Below are 15716 nucleotides of genomic sequence, written 5' to 3'. Positions count from 1 at the left end.
CTGCCCGGGGGCTCAGATACGGAAGCTGCCGACCAGGTGTTTCAGGCGGCTGGCCTGTTGCTCAAGGTCGGCGCAGGCGCGCAGGGTCGACTGCAGGTTCTCGACCCCTTCCTGGTTGAGCATATTGATTTCGTTGATGTCCATGTTGATCGAATCGACCACGGCGGTCTGCTCTTCGGTGGCGGTGGCCACCGACTGGTTCATGCCGTCGATCTCGCCGATACGCAAGGTCACGCTGCCCAGGCGCTCGCCGGCCTGGTTGGCGATGTCCACGCTGTCCTGGCTGTGGCGCTGGCTCTGGCTCATGGTGTCGACCGACTCGCGGGCGCCGACCTGCAGCTCCTCGATCATGTTCTGCACCTGTTGCGCCGACTCCTGGGTACGGTGCGCCAGGTTGCGTACTTCATCGGCGACCACGGCAAAACCACGACCAGCCTCACCGGCCCGCGCTGCCTCGATGGCCGCGTTGAGGGCCAGCAGGTTGGTCTGCTGGGAGATGCTGGTGATGACCTCAAGGATCTGGCCGATGTTCACGGTCTTGCTGTTGAGGGTCTCGATGTGCGAGCTGGAGGTGCAGATCAGGTCCGACAGACGGTTCATCGCCTGGATGCTGCGATCGACCACTTGCTGGCCTTCTTCGGCCAGGTGGCGTGCCGAGCTCGCCTGTTGCGAGGCTTGCGCTGCGTTGTGGGCGATCTCCTGGGCAGCGGCACCGAGCTGGTTGATCGCCGCGGCAACGCTGTTGGTGCGGTTGGCCTGCTCGTCGGAGTTGACCATCGACGAGTTGGAGGCGCTGACCACCCGCAGGGCAACTTCGTTGACCTGTTCGGTAGCCGAGGACACTTCGCGGATCGAGCCGTGGATACGTTCGACGAAACGGTTGAATGCCGTGCCGAGAATGCCGAATTCATCCTGGCTGTGCAGAGTCAGGCGCTTGGTCAGATCGCCTTCGCCTTCGGCGATGTCTTCCATGGCCCGGGTCATGGTGTGCAGCGGCTGCAGCAGGACGCGGATCAGCAGGCCGAGCAGGGCGATGATGATGACCACGGCAACCAGGGTGGCGATCACAGCCGAGGTGCGGAAGGTGCTGAGCATTGCGTAGGCCTTGTCCTTGTCTACGGACAGGCCGATGTACCAGTTGGCCGAAGGCAGGCCCTTGACCGGGGCGAAGGTCAGCAGGCGGGTTTCGCCATTGAGCTCAACCTCGCTCAGGTCCTTGCTCAGGCGCGGGGTGTTCTGCGGGAACAGGTCCGACAGCGACTTCATCACCAGGTTCTTGTCCGGGTGGACCAGGATCTTGCCCTGGTCGTTGACCAGGAACGCATAGCCCATGCCACCGAAGTTCAGCGAGTTGATGATCTCGGTCAGGCCGTCCAGTGCCAGGTCGCCGCCCACTACGCCGATGTTGCGCGCGGCAGTGGTGACCACCGAAATCACCATTTTGCCGGTGCTGACGTCCACATAGGGCTCGGTCAGGATCGGCCCGTTGGCGGCCATCCCGTCCTTGTACCAGGGGCGTACTCGCGGGTCGTAGCCATCAGGCATCTTGGTCTGCGGACGAATGGTAAAGCCGCCGTCGACGTCCCCCAGGTAAATAGTCAAAAAGCTCGACACCAGGGACTGTTGGCCCAGCAGGGTACCGATCTGCTCTTTTTCCGGGAATGCGGCAATGTTCTGCGCCACGTTCTGGACCAGCATGATGCGGCCATCAAACAGGTTCTTGATGTTGGTCGAAGTGGTATCACCCATTTGTGCGAGGTAACTTTCCAGGTCTTCGCGAATTGCATTGCGTTGCAGGAAGTCGTTGTACAAAGTGAAAAGGGTGAACGCGATCATGACGATCAAGGAAGCGGCCAGCAGGATCTTGTGGCTGAATCGGAGGCTTTTGTTCATAACGTGTCGGTCCGCTAAGGTCTTATTATCCGGGTCTTTCGCACAAAGAGCAGTTGAAAGCAGTGCAGGTCCCCTGTCCTTGTCGGGCTTTTCCTGTCTTTCTGGTGGTCTATCGCTAATGTGATATCGGCCGATTCGAGCCAAAGCTTAAACAGAGGGTGAAAAAACATGCCTGATTCTTCGCAGTTCATTCTCGGTGCGGACCTCAGTGGTCAGCCGGTCGGCCAAGCCATGCGCCTGGCCAACCGCCATGGCCTGGTCGCTGGCGCCACCGGCACCGGCAAGACCGTGACCCTGCAGCACATGGCCGAGGCCTTCAGCGATGCCGGCGTGGCGGTGTTCGCCGCCGACGTCAAGGGCGACCTGTGTGGCCTGGGCGCGGTGGGCAACCCTCAGGGCAAGGTGGCCGAACGCATTGCCGGCATGCCCTGGCTTGAACACCGGCCCAAGGCGTATCCGGTCAGCTTGTGGGATGTGAACGGTCAGTCCGGCCATCCCTTGCGCACCACCTTGAGCGAAATGGGCCCACTGTTGCTGGGCAACCTGCTGGAGCTGACCGACAGTCAGCAGGCCGCGCTCTATGCCGCGTTCAAGGTGGCCGACCGTGAAGGCCTGCTATTGCTCGATATCAAGGACCTCAAGGCCCTGCTTGCGCACCTCAAGGACAACCCGCAACTGCTTGGCGAAGACAGTGCGCTGATGACCAGCGGCTCCAGCCAGGCCCTGTTGCGACGCCTGGCGACCCTGGAGCAGCAGGGCGCCGAGGCGTTGTTCGGCGAGCCGGCCCTGCAGCTGGAAGATATCCTGCGCCCTGATGCCGATGGCCGTGGACGCATTCACCTGCTCGATGCCAGCCGCCTGGTGCATGAGGCGCCCAAGGTCTATGCCACCTTCCTGCTCTGGCTGCTGGCCGAACTGTTCGAGCAACTGCCCGAGCGGGGCGATGCCGACAAGCCGTTGCTGGCGTTGTTCTTCGATGAAGCGCACCTGCTGTTCAACGGTACGCCCAAGGCGCTGCAGGACCGGCTGGAACAGGTGGTGCGCCTGATCCGTTCCAAGGGGGTGGGGGTGTACTTCGTCACCCAGTCGCCGGGCGATTTGCCCGACGATGTCCTGGCGCAACTGGGCTTGCGCATTCAGCACGGCTTGCGCGCCTTCACCGCCAAGGAACAGAAGTCGCTCAAAGCAGTGGCCGAGGGCTTCCGTCCGAACCCGGATTTCGACACCTTGAGTGTGTTGACCGAACTGGGTATCGGCGAAGCGCTGGTGGGAATTCTGCAGGAAAAGGGCACGCCCGGTATGGTCCAGCGTGTGTTGATTGCACCGCCCCAGTCGAGAATCGGGCCGCTGAGCGAGGCCGAGCGTGCGGCATTGATCGCGGCTTCACCGCTGGCCGGACGTTATGACAAGGCGGTGGACCGCGAGTCGGCCTATGAAATGCTCATGGCGCGCAAGGGTGGGGCACAGGCGCCGGAGCAGGCGCCTGCAGCCGCCGAGGAAAGCCTGGCCGACAAGGCTGGAGAATTTCTCCAGAGTGCCGCGGGGCAAGCGATCAAGTCGGCGGTGCGCCAGGCGGCCAACCAGTTCGGTCGCCAATTGGTGCGAGGCCTGATGGGGTCGCTGCTCGGTGGCAGCAAGCGTCGGTAACCTGTAGGAGCGGGCTTGCCCCGCGATGCGATGTTGCAAACAGACCGCAATCGCGGGGCAAGCCCGCTCCCACAAAAAAAAAGGCGCCCGTAGGCGCCTTTTTCATGGGGGCGTGTTTCAGCCGACGAACTTGGTCGCCAGCCAGAACAAGGTTGCCGACAGGCCCACGGTTGCCGGCAGGGTCAGGACCCAGGCCAGCAGGATGGTCTTGACGGTGCCGCCTTGCAGGCCGCTCTTGTTCGCCACCATGGTACCGGCCACACCCGACGACAATACGTGGGTGGTCGATACCGGCAGGCTGAAGATGTTGGCCATGCCGATGGCGCAGGCTGCGGTGATCTGCGCCGACATGCCCTGGGCGTAGGTCATGCCCTGCTTGCCGATCTTCTCGCCGATGGTCAGTACCACACGCTTCCAGCCGACCATGGTACCCAGGCCCAGGGCCAGGGCGACGGCCAGGATCACCCAGAACGGCGCGTACTCGGTGGTGGCGGTCAGGTCCTTGCGCAGCTTCTCCAGGTCAGCCTTCTCGCGCTTCTCCAGGCCCGGCAGCTTGCCGACCTTCTTCGCGGTGTCGTCCAGGCAGAGCAGGTAGCGACGCACTTCAACGCGTTTTTCCGGGGTCAGCGAACGGTAGTCGGCCACACCCTGGAGCGAGTCGAGCAGGGCCGCGATGGTCGGCTCGGTCTGCTGCGGGTTGCAGCTGAACTGCTCGGGCAGGTCGGTGTCCTTGGCTTTGCCAAGGGCCAGGAACTCACCCAGGGTCGCCTCGTTGCGCTGGTAGAACTGGCTCAGGTGCAGGGTGGCGTCGCGGGTCCGCTCGATCTGGTAGGTGGTGCTGTTCAGGTCGAGGACGAACTGGGACGGTACGATACCGATCAGCACCAGCATGATCAGGCCGATACCCTTCTGGCCGTCGTTGGAGCCGTGCACGAAACTCACGCCCATGGCCGACATCACCAGCACCAGGCGGTTCCAGAACGGTGGGTGCTTTTTGTCGTCGAGTTTGCGGCGCTGTTCTGGCGTCTTGTGCATCTTCGACAGCGGGCGCCACCATTTCAGGCCGATCAGCACCAGCGCAGCCACGGCAAAGCCGGCCATGGGCGACAGCACCAGGGACATGCCGATGTCGATCGCCTTCTGCCAGTTGACCCCTTCACCCAGTGGGATGTCGCTGATCAGGGCGTTGGCCAGGCCAACCCCGAGGATCGAGCCGATCAGGGTGTGGGAGCTGGAGGCCGGGATACCGAAGTACCAGGTGCCCAGGTTCCAGGCGATGGCGGCGGCCAGCAAGGAGAAAACCATGGCCAGTCCATGACCGGTGTTCACATTGATCAGCAACTCCACCGGCAACAGGTGAACGATGGCATAGGCCACCCCGACACCGCCGAGCAGCACGCCAAGGAAGTTGAACACCCCGGAGAAGAACACCGCCAGGTGCGGGGGCATGGCTTTGGTATAGATGACTGTCGCGACCGCGTTTGCGGTGTCATGAAAGCCATTGATGAACTCGAAGGCGAGTACGAAGGTCAAAGCGAGCAGCAGGCTCACCAGTACCCAGGCATCAAGTCCGCTGAATAAATCGATCATGAAGGTTTTCTGACCCGGTCATAAGGGGGCGCGATTATGCCAGAAATCCCTGCTAATCGATGCACTTGCTGCTGACCGGTGCTGAGCGTTCGAGCGCTTTGTGCGAGGGGCATGTACCGGCAAGAATCAGGAAAATGCCGGCTAAAATCGGAAAAAATCGAGAAAATTTAACGGTTTAGGCCGTTCGTCGTCTGTGGGAAAAAATTCAAACGATTGTATGAAATTTGTGAGATTCCGTTTCGACCTGCTGCCGACACGGTAATGATCGGCACGCGGTTTTCTGTGCAAAAAACCGCCATTCCACCTGCCACAGGCAAGCGGTGGGGAGGGGCGAAGGCAGGTTAAGCCTCGTCGCCCTTCAGTTCTTTCTCTATTTTTTGCAGCTCCTGGGCGAAGGCCTGGTCGCGAATACTTGCGCGTTTGCGCCACGGCTTGCGTTCAGGGTCGGGTTGCGCGGCGTAGGTGGTGACTTCCCCGCCGTAAACTTCCTTGTAGCGTTGTTCCTGGCGCTCAAGTTCCGCGCGCAGTTCATCTTTCGTCACAGTACTACCTGTATGTAATAAATGGACCCGGGCATTAATGCGTGCACGGGCGCGCGATGCGCAACTTGCACACGGCCTGTCGGGCTGTGGATTTGAATGTTCAGTATAGCAAGCAAGTTGTATCAGCGTATCTGCCGCTATTGCTCGATCAATGACAACAAAAGATGTCGTTTGTTACAGCCCGGGTTGGATCGGCATTCACCCGCCATTGTCGCTGGAAGCCTGCCTGCACACACTTTTGCCAGGGGATGAAACGAAGGGGAATAAAAACGGCCTCGCTTCGTGGGCAAGGCCGTGCCTGGGACTTCTACGGTGGGTACCTGACCAGTCTCTCCAAGAAGCCACGTGGTGGCGGTAGAAAGGTATAAGTAATTGAGGGTATCGGTCAATTGCGATTATCGGTCGTTGGTTCGATAATCGCACCAGTGACCGTGTTGCCGAGGTGAACCATGACAGAAGAAACACAGCCCAAAGGATCTGGATTGAGCGATCAGGTGCGCAGCTCGTTTGCCTCCTTGGCGCCGCCTATCGTTGCGTCACCGGCCAGGCGTATCCAGGCGTTCACCGGAGACCCGGATTTCATGACCTCGCTGGCCCGTGGCCTGGCAGTGGTGCAGGCGTTTCAGGAACGCAAGCGGCACCTGACCATCGCGCAGATCAGCCACCGTACGGAAATTCCCCGCGCTGCCGTACGTCGTTGCCTGCACACCCTGATCAAGCTGGGCTATGCCACGACCGACGGACGGACTTACTCGCTGTTGCCCAAGGTCCTGACCCTGGGGCATGCCTACCTGTCGTCGACACCCTTGGCGGTGTCGGCCCAGCCGTACCTGGACCGCATGAGCGACCAGCTCCACGAGGCCTGCAACATGGCGACCCTGGAAGGCGATGACATTCTGTATATCGCCCGCTCGGCCACGGTGCAGCGCCTGATTTCGGTCGACCTCTCGGTGGGTGGCCGGTTGCCGGCCTATTGCACCTCCATGGGGCGGATCCTGCTGGCGGCGCTGGACGATGCGACGCTGCACGAGTACCTGGAGCATGCCGACCTGCAGGCCAAGACCAGCCGTACCATTCACGATCCTGTGGCCTTGCTCGAATGCCTTCAGCAGGTTCGCCAGCAGGGCTGGTGCGTGGTCGACCAGGAGCTGGAACAGGGTCTGCGTTCGATTGCCGTGCCGGTGTACGACGCTTCCGGCCAGGTACTGGCCGCGCTCAATGTCAGTACCCACGCCGGACGGGTCAGCCGTACCGAGCTTGAGCAACGCTTCCTGCCGATCATGCTGGCGGCCAGTCGCGACCTGAGTGCCCAGTTGTTCGTCTGATGTTGCACTTTCCTGTTCGATAAACGCACACAGTTGCGTTTATCGAATTGCGCCGCTTTGGGTGCCTTATTAATGTCGCTCGCACCGGTCAGCCCGCACTGACCGCCAATAATAATGAGCGAGAGGCGTACGCCCCATGACCCACTTCCCTTCGATGCACCGCCCGCACTTGTCCGAGCACGGACTGCATAGCGGCTGACTGCCGCGTCGCCCCCCGCACCCTGTCGTCCGTGCCGTTCAACCGCGCACCCGCACTCCCGCGCGCTCCCACTGGATAAAAATAATGAACAGTCCGCAAGCTGCTGTCGGAAACTGCCTTGATGTGCAGTCCTTCATCAATAACCAACCCCTGTCGCGCTATCAGTGGCGGGTGGTGATCCTCTGTTTCCTGATCGTTTTCCTCGATGGCCTGGATACCGCGGCCATGGGCTTCATTGCCCCGGCGCTGTCCCAGGACTGGGGTATCGACCGTGCCAGCCTGGGCCCGGTCATGAGTGCCGCGTTGATCGGCATGGTGTTCGGCGCCTTGGGTTCCGGGCCTCTGGCTGACCGCTTCGGACGCAAGATCGTACTGGTGGCGGCCGTGGTGGTGTTCGGCGCCTTCAGCCTGGCCTCGGCCTACAGCACCAATGTCGACCAGTTGCTGGTGCTGCGCTTTCTGACCGGCCTGGGCCTGGGCGCCGGCATGCCCAATGCCACCACGCTGCTCTCCGAATACACCCCCGAGCGGCTCAAGTCGCTACTGGTCACCAGCATGTTCTGCGGCTTCAACCTGGGCATGGCCGGCGGCGGCTTTATCTCCGCCAAGCTGATCCCGGCCTTCGGCTGGCACAGCCTGCTGTTGATCGGTGGCGTGCTGCCGTTGCTGCTGGCCCTGGTGCTGATGGTCTGGCTGCCGGAGTCGGCGCGCTACCTGGTGGTGCGCAACCGCGGCACCGACAAAGTACGCAAGACCCTGGCACCGATCGCGCCGGCCATTGTCGGCCAGGCCTCGAGCTTCAGCGTGCCGGAGCAGAAAACGGTCAAGGCGCGCAACGTCTTTGCGGTGATCTTCTCCGGCACCTACAGCGTCGGCACCTTGTTGCTGTGGCTGACCTATTTCATGGGCCTGGTGATCGTCTACCTGCTGACCAGCTGGCTGCCGACGCTGATGCGTGATAGCGGCGCGAGCATGGAGCAGGCGGCTTTCATCGGTGCGTTGTTCCAGTTCGGCGGCGTGCTCAGCGCGGTTGCGGTGGGCTGGGCCATGGACCGCTACAACCCGCATAAAGTCATCGGCACCTTCTACCTGCTGGCCGGGGTGTTCGCCTACGCGGTCGGCCAGAGCCTGGGCAACATCACCCTGCTGGCGACCCTGGTGCTGATTGCCGGCATGTGCGTGAACGGTGCGCAGTCGGCCATGCCCTCGCTGGCCGCGCGCTTCTACCCGACCCAAGGGCGTGCCACCGGCGTTTCCTGGATGCTCGGCATCGGTCGTTTCGGCGCGATCCTCGGTGCCTGGATGGGCGCGACCCTGCTGGGCCTGGGCTGGAACTTCGAGCAGGTGCTGACCGCGCTGGTGATCCCGGCCGGGCTTGCCACCGTGGCGGTGATCGTCAAAGGCGTCGTCAGCCACGCCGACGCGACCTGATCCACCCCGACGCTCGATTTGCCTTCCGTGGGAGCGGGCTTGCCCCGCGATAGCGTTGTGCCAGAAACATCGTAGTCGCGGGGCAAGCCCGCTCCCACAAGGAATTACATTTTGTTCGATAATCGAACAGTTAGTCGATTATCGGATTGTAGCGACCCAAACCCCGCCTTAATCTGGAACCCATACCGGCGCCGCCCAAGGCGCCTTGCACACCGACCTCGACTCAGCATATCCAGGAGTCTGCAATGGCTGAAATCCTCTCGCTCCACGACGCCGTGAAGCAGTTCGTCCACGACGGTGACAGCGTCGCCCTCGAAGGCTTCACCCACTTGATTCCCACTGCCGCAGGGCATGAAATCATCCGTCAGGGCAAGAAAGAGCTGACCCTGGTACGCATGACGCCTGACCTGATCTACGACCAGCTGATCGGCGCCGGTTGTGCCCGCAAACTGATTTTCTCCTGGGGTGGCAACCCTGGCGTCGGCTCGCTGCACCGCCTGCGCGACGCGGTAGAGAAACAGTGGCCGCACGCGATGGAAATCGAGGAGCACAGCCACGCGGACCTGGCCAACGCCTACGTTGCCGGTGCCTCGGGCCTGCCGTTTGCGGTGCTGCGTGCCTACGCCGGCTCCGACCTGCCCAAGGTCAACCCGCTGATCAAGAGCGTTACCTGCCCGTTCACCGGTGAAGTGCTCGCCGCCGTGCCTTCGGTACGCCCGGACGTCACCGTGATCCACGCGCAGAAAGCCGACCGCAAGGGCAACGTGCTGCTCTGGGGCATCCTTGGGGTGCAGAAGGAAGCGGCCCTGGCGGCCAAGCGCTGCATCGTCACCGTCGAAGAGATCGTCGATGACCTCAATGCACCGATGAACGCCTGCGTACTGCCGACCTGGGCACTGTCGGCGGTCTGCCTGGTGCCTGGCGGCGCCCACCCGTCCTACGCCCACGGTTACTACGAGCGTGACAACCGCTTCTACCAGGCCTGGGACCCGATTGCCCGCAGTCGCGAAACCTTCAGCGCCTGGATCGACACCTACATTCGCGGCACCGCCGACTTCAACGAATTCAAGGCAAAACTGGCCAGCGCTTCGGAGGCTGCACAATGAGCTACTCCACCAATGAAATGATGACCGTCGCCGCAGCCCGTCGTCTGCGCAATGGTGCCGTATGCTTCGTCGGCATCGGCCTGCCGTCCAAGGCTGCCAACCTGGCCCGCCTGACGTCCTCGCCGGATGTGGTACTGATCTACGAATCCGGTCCGATCGGTGCCAAGCCGAGCGTGCTGCCGCTGTCCATCGGTGATGGCGAGCTGGCCGAAACCGCCGACACCGTGGTGCCGACCGGCGAGATCTTCCGCTACTGGCTGCAGGGCGGACGCATCGACGTGGGCTTCCTCGGTGCTGCCCAGGTCGACCGCTTCGGCAACATCAACACCACCGTGGTCGGTGACTACCATCAACCGAAGGTGCGCTTGCCAGGTGCCGGCGGGGCGCCGGAGATTGCCGGTTCCGCCAAGCAGGTGCTGATCATCCTCAAACAGTCCAACCGCGCCTTCGTCGACAAGCTCGACTTCATCACCTCGGTCGGTCATGGCGAGGGTGGCGATTCGCGTCAGCGCCTGGGCCTGCCAGGCCAGGGGCCGGTGGGCATCATCACCGACCTGTGCATCATGGAGCCGGAAGCCGGCACCAACGAGTTCATCGTCACCGCGATCCATCCGGGCGTGACCCGCGAGCAGATCATCGCAGCGACCGGCTGGGCCATCCGCTTTGCCGACAACGTCGAGACCACCGCCGAACCGACCGAGGTCGAACTCAGCGCCTTGCGTGACCTGGAAGCGCGCACCGCCGCCGCCCACGGCCAAGCGCCAGGAGAAGCCTGATGCGTGACGTATTTATCTGCGACGCCATTCGCACCCCCATCGGCCGCTTCGGCGGCGCCTTGGCCGGCGTACGCGCCGACGACCTGGCGGCGGTGCCGATCAAGGCGCTGATCGAGCGCAACCCACAGGTGCAGTGGGAGCAGCTGGACGAAGTGTTCCTCGGCTGCGCCAACCAGGCCGGTGAAGACAACCGCAACGTCGCACGCATGGCGCTGCTGCTGGCCGGCCTGCCGGACAGCGTGCCGGGCGTGACCCTCAACCGCCTCTGCGCCTCGGGCATGGATGCCGTCGGTACGGCGTTCCGAGCCATCGCCAGCGGCGAGATGGAGCTGGCGATTGCCGGCGGTGTCGAGTCGATGTCCCGTGCACCGTTTGTCATGGGCAAGGCCGACAGCGCCTACTCGCGCAACATGAAGCTGGAAGACACCACCATCGGCTGGCGCTTCATCAACCCGTTGATGAAAGCCCAGTACGGCGTCGATGCCATGCCGCAGACCGCCGACAACGTGGCTGACGACTACCAGGTCTCGCGCGCCGACCAGGACGCCTTCGCCCTGCGCAGCCAGCAGCGCACGGCGGTGGCCCAGGCCGCCGGTTTCTTCGCCGAAGAAATCGTGCCGGTGCGTATCGCCCACAAAAAAGGCGAGACCCTGGTCGAACACGACGAGCACCCACGGGCTGACACCACCCTCGAAGCCCTGGCCCGGCTCAAGCCGGTCAACGGCCCGGACAAGACCGTCACCGCCGGCAATGCCTCGGGCGTCAACGACGGTGCTGCGGCGCTGATCCTGGCTTCGGCCGAGGCAGTGAAAAAACACGGCCTGACCCCACGTGCCCGGGTCCTGGGCATGGCCAGTGCCGGCGTTGCGCCGCGGGTCATGGGTATCGGTCCGGTGCCTGCGGTACGCAAGCTGACCGAGCGCCTGGGCGTGGCGGTCAGCGACTTCGATGTCATCGAGCTCAACGAAGCCTTCGCCAGCCAGGGCCTGGCCGTGCTGCGCGAACTGGGCCTGGCCGACGATGCGCCGCAGGTCAACCCCAACGGTGGCGCCATTGCCTTGGGCCACCCCCTGGGCATGAGTGGCGCACGCCTGATCCTCACCGCTTTGCACCAGTTGGAGAAGTCCGGCGGTCGCAAGGGCCTGGCGACCATGTGCGTCGGCGTAGGGCAGGGCCTGGCCCTGGCCATCGAGCGAGTGTGAACCAATGACTCCGGTCGGGTGGCCCCCACGCAGGGTCACTCGTCCGGGGTGATTGTTTGTGGAACGAGAGTGTTACTGAATGTGTCTAGACTCCAGTAACCCTCTCCAGGAGTGAAATGCCATGACAACAGCCTATTACACCGGTGAGGAGCGCAGTAAGCGTATCTTCGCCATCGTCGGTGCCTCTTCGGGCAACCTGGTGGAGTGGTTCGACTTCTATGTCTATGCCTTCTGCGCCATCTACTTCGCCCCGGCGTTCTTTCCTTCCGACGATCCGACCGTGCAGTTGCTCAACACCGCCGGGGTATTCGCCGCCGGGTTCCTGATGCGACCCATCGGTGGCTGGCTGTTCGGCCGGGTGGCCGACCGACATGGCCGCAAGAATTCGATGGTGATCTCGATCCTGATGATGTGCGCAGGCTCGCTGGTCATCGCCTGCCTGCCGACCTACGCCTCGATCGGCGCCTGGGCGCCGGCGCTGCTGTTGTTGGCGCGGCTGTTCCAGGGCCTGTCGGTGGGCGGTGAATACGGCACCACGGCCACCTACATGAGTGAAGTGGCCCTGCGCGGCCAGCGCGGTTTCTTCGCCTCGTTCCAGTACGTGACCCTGATCGGCGGCCAGTTGCTGGCGGTGCTGGTGGTGGTCATCCTCCAGCAACTGCTCAGCGAGGATGAACTGCGCGCCTGGGGCTGGCGGATTCCGTTCGTGGTCGGGGCGGTTGCAGCCGTGATCTCGCTGTACCTGCGCCGTTCGCTGGAAGAAACCAGCAGCGCCGAAACCCGCAACGACAAGGAAGCCGGCAGCGTGGCCGGATTGTTCCGACATCACAGCGCAGCGTTCATCACAGTGCTTGGCTACACCGCCGGCGGTTCGCTGATTTTCTATACGTTCACCACCTACATGCAGAAGTACCTGGTGAACACCGCGGGCATGAACGCCAAGACTGCCAGCTTCATCATGACCGGCGCGCTGTTCCTGTACATGTGCATGCAGCCGTTCTTCGGCATGCTCTCCGACCGCATCGGCCGGCGTAATTCGATGTTGCTGTTCGGCGCCCTGGGCACTGTGTTCACCGTGCCGATCCTGATGGCCCTGAAGACGGTCAGCAGCCCGTTCCTGGCCTTCGTGCTGATTACCCTGGCGCTGTGCATCGTCAGTTTCTATACCTCGATCAGCGGCCTGGTGAAGGCCGAGATGTTCCCGCCGCAGGTCCGAGCCCTGGGTGTGGGTTTGGCCTACGCGGTGGCCAACGCGATGTTCGGTGGCTCGGCCGAGTACGTGGCGCTGGGGCTGAAATCACTGGGGATGGAAAACACCTTTTACTGGTACGTTACCGCCATGATGGCCATTGCGTTCCTGTTCAGCCTGCGTCTGCCCAAGCAAGCGGCCTACCTGTACAACGATCATTGACCTGTTGAAGGACTTGTAGATGAACCCGAGACCGGGCAATCAGCTGTTCGATGCCTACTTCACCGCGCCCGCCATGCGCGAGGTGTTTTCCGACCGTGGCCGGGTGCAGGGCATGCTCGATTTCGAGGCCGCCCTGGCCCGTGCCGAAGCCGCCGTCGGGGTGATTCCCCAGCTGGCGGTGGCGCCGATCGAGACCGCCTGCCGGGCCGGGCACTTCGATTTCGCCGCCCTGGCAGAGGCCATCGCCATTGCCGGCAACTCTGCGATTCCGCTGGTCAAGGCGCTGGGCAAGGTGATCGCCAGCGACGTGCCCGAGGCCGAACGTTATGTGCACCTGGGCGCTACCAGCCAGGATGCCATGGACACTGGCCTGGTCCTGCAATTGCGGGTGGCGTTGGCGCTGATCGAAGCCGATGTGCAACGTCTGGCCGATGCGCTGGCGCGTCAGGCCCAGGCCCATGTCGATACACCGCTGGCCGGACGCACCTGGCTGCAACATGCCACGCCGGTCACCCTGGGGATGAAGATCGCCGGCTGGCTGGGCGCCTTGACCCGCCATCGCCAGCGCCTGCAGGAGCTCAAGCCGCGCCTGCTGACCCTGCAATTCGGTGGCGCTTCCGGCACCCTGGCGGCCCTGGGCGACCAGGCCCTGCCGGTGGCCGAAGCACTGGCTAAAGAGTTGGACCTGCACCTGCCGGAACAACCCTGGCACACCCAGCGCGATCGCCTGGTGGAGTTCGCTTCAGTACTGGGCCTGATCGCCGGTAGCCTGGGCAAGCTGGGTCGCGATGTCAGCCTGTTGATGCAGACCGAGGCGGCGGAAGTGTTCGAACCCTCGGCCCCGGGCAAGGGCGGTTCCTCGACCATGCCGCACAAGCGCAACCCGGTGGGCGCTGCGGTATTGATCGGCGCCGCGACGCGGGTGCCGGGGCTGGTGTCGACGATGCTCGCGGCCATGCCCCAGGAGCACGAACGCAGCCTGGGCCTGTGGCATGCCGAGTGGGAAACCCTGCCGGAGATCTGCTGCCTGGTGTCCGGCGCCTTGCGCCAGGCCCAGGTCATCGCCGATGGCCTGCAGGTGGATGCCGCACGCATGCGCCACAACCTCGACCTGACCCAGGGCCTGGTGCTGGCCGAAGCGGTCAGCATCGTCCTGGCCCAGCGCCTGGGCCGCGACCACGCCCATCACTTGCTGGAAACCTGCTGCAAGCGTGCAGTGGCCGAACACCGTCACCTGCGCGCCGTGCTCGGCGACGATCCGCAGGTGAACGCCGAACTCTCGGCGGACGAACTCGATCGCCTGCTCGATCCCGCCCATTACCTCGGCCAGGCTCGCGCCTGGGTCGAGCGGGCGCTGGCCGAACATCACCAATCCAATGCCTGAGGAGGCTGAAGTGGCACAGGTACAACTCGAAGGTGGCGTACTCAACTATCAACTCGACGGCCCTGAAGGCGCGCCGGTGCTGGTGCTGTCCAACTCCCTGGGCACCAACCTGCACATGTGGGACACCCAGGTGCCGGCCTTCGCCGCGCACTTTCGCGTGCTGCGTTACGACACCCGTGGCCATGGCGGCTCGCTGGTAACCGAAGGCCCCTACAGCATCGAACAGCTGGGCCGGGATGTGCTGGCATTGCTCGATGCCCTGAAGATCGAACGTGCGCACTTCTGTGGCCTGTCCATGGGCGGCCTGATCGGCCAGTGGCTGGGGATCAATGCCGGTGAGCGCCTGAACCGGCTGATCGTTTGCAACACGGCGGCGAAGATCGGTGGCCCGGAGACCTGGAACCCGCGCATCGAGACAGTCCTGCGCGATGGCCAGAAAGCCATGGTCGACCTGCGTGACGCCTCGATCCAGCGCTGGTTCACGCCTGACTACGCGGCGGCCCATCCGGACCAGGCCAAGCGCATCACCGACATGCTGGCGGCCACCTCGCCCCAGGGCTACGCAGCCAACTGCGGCGCCGTGCGCGATGCCGATTTCCGTGACCAACTGGGCGAAATTCGCGTACCGCTGCTGGCGATTGCCGGTAGCGAAGATGCGGTGACCCCGCCGTCGGGCAGCCTGTTCATCCAGGAGCATGTGGTCGGTGCCGAATACGCCGAGTTCCGCGCGGCGCACCTGTCCAACGTCGAAGTCGGCGAGCCGTTCAGCCGCCGTGTCATCGATTTTCTGCTGGCCCGCTGAGGAGCGCGATTCGTGGACGAGAAACAACGTTATGAAGAGGGCATGAAGGTACGGCGCGCGGTGCTGGGCGATGCCCATGTCGAGCGCAGCCTGAACAACCTCAATGACTTCAACGGCGAGTTCCAGGAGATGATCACCCGCCATGCCTGGGGCGACATCTGGACCCGCCCGGGCCTGCCACGGCATACCCGCAGCCTGATCACCATCGCCATGCTGATCGGCATGAACCGCAATGAAGAACTCAAGCTGCACCTGCGGGCCGCCGCCAACAATGGCGTGACCCGTGAGGAGATCAAGGAAGTGCTGATGCAGAGCGCGATCTACTGCGGCATCCCGGCGGCCAATGCGACCTTCCACCTGGCCGAGTCGGTGTGGGATGAGCTGGGCGTCGAGTCCAGAGAGTAAGTC

At 63.3% G+C, this 15716-nt stretch carries 12 protein-coding genes and 2 pseudogenes; 10 read left to right on the top strand and 4 right to left on the bottom strand.

Going from position 1 to position 15716, the window contains the following annotated elements; all coding sequences use genetic code 11:
- Positions 1-12: 12 nt before the first annotated feature.
- Positions 13-609, bottom strand: a pseudogene (locus tag M2D63_RS09955) (methyl-accepting chemotaxis protein); the annotation flags it as partial.
- A gap of 261 nt (positions 610-870) precedes the next feature.
- Positions 871-1749 (bottom strand): annotated as a pseudogene (locus M2D63_RS09950) (cache domain-containing protein); the annotation flags it as partial.
- Between the two features lie 312 nt (positions 1750-2061).
- Here M2D63_RS09950 and M2D63_RS09945 point away from each other — a divergent pair.
- Positions 2062-3540, top strand: a complete 1479-nt coding sequence (locus M2D63_RS09945; protein WP_285862706.1) for a helicase HerA-like domain-containing protein — start codon at positions 2062-2064, stop codon at positions 3538-3540.
- Positions 3541-3657: 117 nt separating this feature from the next.
- On the opposite strand, the gene M2D63_RS09940 is transcribed toward M2D63_RS09945, so the two are convergent.
- Together M2D63_RS09940 and M2D63_RS09935 are read right to left on the bottom strand one after the other, a co-directional pair.
- Positions 3658-5130 carry an inorganic phosphate transporter gene (locus tag M2D63_RS09940; protein ID WP_285862705.1) on the bottom strand — a complete coding sequence of 491 codons (1473 nt, stop codon included), beginning with the start codon at positions 5128-5130 and terminating at the stop codon, positions 3658-3660.
- A 341-nt stretch (positions 5131-5471) separates the two neighbouring features.
- Positions 5472-5672, bottom strand: coding sequence for a hypothetical protein (locus tag M2D63_RS09935; protein ID WP_285862704.1), 201 nt, complete (start codon positions 5670-5672; stop codon positions 5472-5474).
- A 449-nt stretch (positions 5673-6121) separates the two neighbouring features.
- Here M2D63_RS09935 and pcaR point away from each other — a divergent pair, with 449 nt between their 5' ends.
- From pcaR to pcaC, 9 genes are all read left to right on the top strand, one after another.
- Positions 6122-6997, top strand: coding sequence for a pca regulon transcriptional regulator PcaR (gene pcaR / locus M2D63_RS09930; RefSeq protein WP_285862703.1), 876 nt, complete (start codon positions 6122-6124; stop codon positions 6995-6997).
- 283 nt (positions 6998-7280) lie between these two features.
- Positions 7281-8627: an MFS transporter gene (locus tag M2D63_RS09925; protein ID WP_285862702.1), complete on the top strand. Its 1347-nt coding sequence runs from the start codon at positions 7281-7283 to the stop codon at positions 8625-8627.
- A 245-nt stretch (positions 8628-8872) separates the two neighbouring features.
- Complete coding sequence (locus M2D63_RS09920; RefSeq protein WP_285862701.1) at positions 8873-9733, top strand: CoA transferase subunit A; 861 nt, start codon at positions 8873-8875, stop codon at positions 9731-9733.
- Positions 9730-10509, top strand: coding sequence for a CoA-transferase subunit beta (locus M2D63_RS09915; protein WP_285862700.1), 780 nt, complete (start codon positions 9730-9732; stop codon positions 10507-10509). The genes M2D63_RS09920 and M2D63_RS09915 overlap by 4 nt, the downstream gene beginning before the upstream one ends.
- Entirely contained in the window at positions 10506-11711 is a 1206-nt protein-coding gene (gene pcaF, locus M2D63_RS09910) for a 3-oxoadipyl-CoA thiolase (protein ID WP_285862779.1), read from the top strand. The genes M2D63_RS09915 and pcaF overlap by 4 nt, the downstream gene beginning before the upstream one ends.
- Before the next feature lie 121 nt (positions 11712-11832).
- Complete coding sequence (locus tag M2D63_RS09905; protein WP_285862699.1) at positions 11833-13122, top strand: MFS family transporter; 1290 nt, start codon at positions 11833-11835, stop codon at positions 13120-13122.
- Between the two features lie 19 nt (positions 13123-13141).
- Positions 13142-14506 (top strand): 3-carboxy-cis,cis-muconate cycloisomerase, encoded by a 1365-nt coding sequence (locus M2D63_RS09900; RefSeq protein WP_285862698.1) that lies wholly within the window; start codon positions 13142-13144, stop codon positions 14504-14506.
- A 10-nt stretch (positions 14507-14516) separates the two neighbouring features.
- A complete protein-coding gene (gene pcaD / locus M2D63_RS09895; protein ID WP_285862697.1) occupies positions 14517-15308 on the top strand; it encodes a 3-oxoadipate enol-lactonase in 792 nt (263 codons plus the stop codon).
- 12 nt (positions 15309-15320) lie between these two features.
- Positions 15321-15713 (top strand): 4-carboxymuconolactone decarboxylase, encoded by a 393-nt coding sequence (gene pcaC, locus M2D63_RS09890; protein ID WP_285862696.1) that lies wholly within the window; start codon positions 15321-15323, stop codon positions 15711-15713.
- The last annotated feature ends 3 nt before the right edge of the window (positions 15714-15716 follow it).

The organism is Pseudomonas sp. BJa5 (assembly GCF_030272875.2).
Classification (GTDB): Bacteria; Pseudomonadota; Gammaproteobacteria; order Pseudomonadales; family Pseudomonadaceae; genus Aquipseudomonas.
Note: the sequence above shows the minus strand (reverse complement) of the source record. Positions and strands in the feature narration are given on the sequence as shown.

Bases quoted from the DNA above. Each gene is read 5' to 3' on its own strand.
- M2D63_RS09945 (WP_285862706.1), top strand. From the start codon at position 2,062: ATGCCTGATTCTTCGCAGTTCATTCTCGGTGCGGACCTCAGTGGTCAG.
- M2D63_RS09940 (WP_285862705.1), bottom strand. From the start codon at position 5,130: ATGATCGATTTATTCAGCGGACTTGATGCCTGGGTACTGGTGAGCCTG.
- pcaR (WP_285862703.1), top strand. From the start codon at position 6,122: ATGACAGAAGAAACACAGCCCAAAGGATCTGGATTGAGCGATCAGGTG.
- M2D63_RS09925 (WP_285862702.1), top strand. From the start codon at position 7,281: ATGAACAGTCCGCAAGCTGCTGTCGGAAACTGCCTTGATGTGCAGTCC.
- M2D63_RS09920 (WP_285862701.1), top strand. From the start codon at position 8,873: ATGGCTGAAATCCTCTCGCTCCACGACGCCGTGAAGCAGTTCGTCCAC.
- M2D63_RS09915 (WP_285862700.1), top strand. From the start codon at position 9,730: ATGAGCTACTCCACCAATGAAATGATGACCGTCGCCGCAGCCCGTCGT.
- M2D63_RS09905 (WP_285862699.1), top strand. From the start codon at position 11,833: ATGACAACAGCCTATTACACCGGTGAGGAGCGCAGTAAGCGTATCTTC.
- M2D63_RS09900 (WP_285862698.1), top strand. From the start codon at position 13,142: ATGAACCCGAGACCGGGCAATCAGCTGTTCGATGCCTACTTCACCGCG.